The sequence below is a fragment of the Streptomyces aurantiacus genome, assembly GCF_001418335.1.
In the GTDB taxonomy this organism is placed as follows: Bacteria; Actinomycetota; Actinomycetes; order Streptomycetales; family Streptomycetaceae; genus Streptomyces; species Streptomyces aurantiacus.
Map to the genome: position 1 here is coordinate 1 of NZ_LIPP01000355.1, position 3718 is coordinate 3718.

Sequence of the window (3718 nt, forward strand, 5' to 3'; positions counted from 1 at the left end):
ACAACCCGGGCGGCCCCGGCGCGTCCGGCATGTACTTCCCGCTGATCGGCATGGTCCCGGAGTGGAAGCGCATCGCGTCGGCGTACGACCTCGTCGGTTACGCCCCGCGCGGGGTCGGCCGCTCGGCGCCGCTGTCCTGCCAGGACCCGAAAACGCTTCGGAAGAGTCCCACACAGTCGCCGACGCACCCCTCGGAGTCGTACAAGAAGGAGCGCATCGCACGGGCGAAGGCGTACGCGCGAGGCTGTGTCCAGCGGTCGGGCCGCTCGATCAGGCACTTCTCGTCGGTCAACAACGCCCGTGACCTGGACGTCCTGCGCGCCGCCCTGGGCGAGCGGAAGCTGACCTTCATGGGGGCGTCCTACGGCACGTACTTCGGCACGCTCTACGCGGAGCTGTTCCCGTCGCACGTACGCCGGATGGTCCTCGACTCGGCCGTGAACCCGGACCCGGCGAAGGTCTGGTACCGCAACAACCTCGACCAGTCCCTCGCCTTCGAGGGCCGCTGGGCCGACTTCCGCGCCTGGATCGCCAAGCACCACAAGGCGTACGGGCTGGGCCGCACGCCCCAGGAGGTGCAGCGCAGTTACGAGCGGGCGCGGGCACGATTGGCGGCGAAGCCGGCGGGTGGCAAGGTCGGGCCCGGGCAGTTGCGGGGCGCGTTCTTGCAGGCCGGGTACTACGACGACTACTGGCCGCAGCGCGCGGCGGCGCTCTCCGCGTATCTGAAGGGCGATCCGAAGCCGCTGATCCGGCAGGCGGGGCCGCATCGGGACGGGGTGAAGGAGCAGGAGAACAGCAAGGCCGTCTACACGGCCGTCGAGTGCAACGACGCGCCCTGGCCGCGGTCCTGGCACACCTGGGACCGCGACAACACCCGTCTCGCGCACGCGGCGCCCTTCGAGACCTGGGACAACGTCTGGACGAACCTGCCGTGCGCCTACTGGCCGCTGCCGCGCACGCGCCCGCTCGACGTCCGTACGTCACCCGGCGAGCTGCCGCCGACACTGATCCTGGCCGCCGAACGGGACGCGGCGACGCCGTACGCCGGCGCGCTGGAGACGCACCGGCGACTGTCCGGCTCGACGTTGGTCACCGAGCGGGCGTCGGGCTCCCACGGCATCGGCGGCGGCGCGAACGCGTGCGTCAACGCCCACCTGGACGCGTACTTGCTACGGGGCCGGCTCCCCGCACCCGAGGCAACCTGCGCCCCGCACAAGGAGCCGACCCCGGCCCCCTAGGGGCGCCCCGTCAGGGGCGCGGGGAACTGCGCGATCAGCCCCCACCGGCGGGCGGCCAACACACAACCGCCCGCACCCCTGAAAGAACCAAAAACCAAAAAACCTACGCGAGGCCCTCGACCAGTTCGGTCACGGACTTGCGACGGCCCGTGTAGAACGGGACCTCCTCGCGGACGTGCATGCGGGCCTCGGACGCGCGCAGATGCCGCATGAGGTCCACGATGCGGTCCAGTTCGTCCGCCTCGAACGCGAGAATCCACTCGTAGTCGCCGAGTGAGAACGAGGCGACCGTGTTCGCCCGCACGTCCGGGAATCCGCGAGCCATCTTGCCGTGGTCGGCGAGCATCCGGCGCCGGTCCTCGTCCGGCAACAGGTACCAGTCGTAGGACCGCACGAACGGATACACGCTGATGTAGTTCCGCGGTGTCTCGTCCGCGAGGAACGCCGGAACGTGCGAGCGGTTGAACTCGGCCGGCCGGTGCAGCGCCATGTTCGACCAGACCGGCTCCAGGGCGCGGCCCAGCCTCGTACGGCGGAAGAGGTTGTACGCCTCCTGGAGCTGGTCGGAGGTCTCGGCGTGCCACCAGATCATGAGGTCGGCGTCGGCGCGCAGCCCCGAGACGTCGTACGTGCCGCGGATCGTGACGTCCTTGGCGGTGAGCTGGTCGAACAGCTCCTGGACCTCGTCCGCGTAGCCGGCGCGCGCGGCGCCGTCGGGAAGCACGTCGCGCAGCTTGAACACGGACCAGAGGGTGTAGCGGATGACCTCGTTGAGGTCCTTGGCCTTCTTGCCGGCGTTCGGAGTCTTGGTCCTGTCGGCCTGGCCGGTGATGGGGGCGTCGTCGCTCATGAGGCTATTCTCCCGCTCCGCCGTGCAGGCTCCGCACCGGGTGGGCGCCGAGCGCGTCCGACGACCGGTCAGCGTCCGCCGACCGGTCGTCGCCCCGCAGTCCGTCCACGGCGGCGTTCGCGCTCGCGACGCAGGCCGGGATGCCCACACCGTCGTACGCCGCCCCGCACACGGCGAGCCCCGGCAGCCTGCCGACGTGTTCGCGGATGCGGGCCACGCGCGCGTGGTGCCCGACCGGGTACTGGGGCAGTCCGTCGTTCCAGCGTGTCACCCGGGTCTCCAGAGGTTCCGCGGTGAGGCCGGTGGCCGCGCGCAGGTCGTGCCGTGACACGTCGACGAGGTCCGCGTCCCGGCGGCCGAGGATCTCCGTCTCCCCGTACCGGCCGACGGACGTCCGCAGAACCGCCACGTCCGGGTTCTCCTCGGCGATCCAGCCCCATTTCCGGGACGCGAACGTGGACGCCTTGATGGTGCGCCCGTCGACGGGCGGCACCAGGAAACCGCTGCCTTCGGGGAGTGTGATCTCGCTGCGGCGGTAGGCGAGGGTGATCAGTGCCATGGACGCGTACTCGATCGCCGCGAGCTCGGCCGCGGCGGCGGGGGCCTCGGCGGTGAGCAGCGCGGCAGCGGCGGCGGCGGGCACCGCCACGACGACGGCGTCGGCCCGCAGTTCACGGCCGCCCGCGACGAGCCGCCAGCCCGCGCGCCGCTCGGCACCGGCCGCGTCGCCCGCGACCCGGCGCAGCTCCGTGACCGGCGCTCCCGTGACGATCTCGCCGCCCCGGGCACGTACGGACTCGGCGACGGCGAGCGGCAGTTGGCCGACACCGCCCTCGATGCCCATGAAAACCGGCCCCGGCTGCTGATTACGGGTGGTCTTCGCCTGGATCTCGCGGACCGCCTCCGTGAGGGAGGTGTGCGTACGGGCCGCCTCGAAGAGCTGGGGAACGGCCGAGCGCATCGAGATGCGGTACGCGTCTCCCGCGTAGACGCCACCGAGCAGGGGCTCGACGAGACGGTCGACGACCTCACGGCCCAGGCGCTCCGCGACGAACCCGCCCACCGACACGTCGTCGCCGATCTCCGTGCGGGGCAGGTCGCGGTCGCGCTCGATCCGCCGCAGGCCTTCGTCGGAGAGGACGCCGGAGAGGGCCGCCGCGTCCCCCGGAACCCCCATGACGTGCCCCTTGGGCATGGGCCTGAGTGCCCCGCGCGTCCAGATCGACGCGCCCGCCGTCGCCGGCGACCGGAGCCGGTCGGCGAGGCCCACCTCATGGGCGAGCGCCACCGCCTCGGGCCGTCGCGCGAGCATCGACTCGGCGCCGAGGTCGACACGNNCGCCGAGCCGGTCCGAGGCCTCCAGGACGGTCACGCGCGCGCCACCGTTCAGGAGCCGGTGGGCGGCGGCCAGACCGGCGATGCCGCCCCCGATGACGACGACATGACCCGGCCCCGTACGTGTGTCTGCGTGCATGTCTCCACTGTCCCAGACCTCGCACACGGTCCTCCGGGGCCCCCGCGGCCGGCAGGAGTGTCCATGACGAGTCCGGACCGTGACCCCTTCGGGACCGGATCCGGCCAACGTCCCACGGGGCTCGGGCGTCGAAGGAACGTCAGTCATCACGAC

The 3718-nt window shown here is 72.0% G+C and carries 3 protein-coding genes and 1 pseudogene; 1 reads left to right on the forward strand and 3 read right to left on the reverse strand.

Translation table 11 applies throughout. The features are described from left to right. Positions 1–1241 (forward strand): alpha/beta hydrolase (locus AOK01_RS34960; protein WP_055518837.1); only part of this gene is annotated, 1241 nt, incomplete at its 5' end. A 103-nt stretch (positions 1242–1344) separates the two neighbouring features. Here the strand turns inward: AOK01_RS34960 and hemQ are convergent. The 3 genes and pseudogenes from hemQ to AOK01_RS45715 form a co-directional block, all read right to left on the reverse strand. Further along, complete coding sequence (gene hemQ, locus AOK01_RS34965; protein ID WP_055518839.1) at positions 1345–2091, reverse strand: hydrogen peroxide-dependent heme synthase; 747 nt, start codon at positions 2089–2091, stop codon at positions 1345–1347. 4 nt (positions 2092–2095) lie between these two features. Continuing rightward, on the reverse strand, positions 2096–3427 hold a 1332-nt coding region (gene hemG, locus AOK01_RS34970; protein ID WP_245702549.1), incomplete at its 5' end, for a protoporphyrinogen oxidase. 2 nt (positions 3428–3429) lie between these two features. Then, positions 3430–3565: pseudogene (locus AOK01_RS45715) on the reverse strand (FAD-dependent oxidoreductase); the annotation flags it as partial. Positions 3566–3718 lie beyond the last annotated feature (153 nt).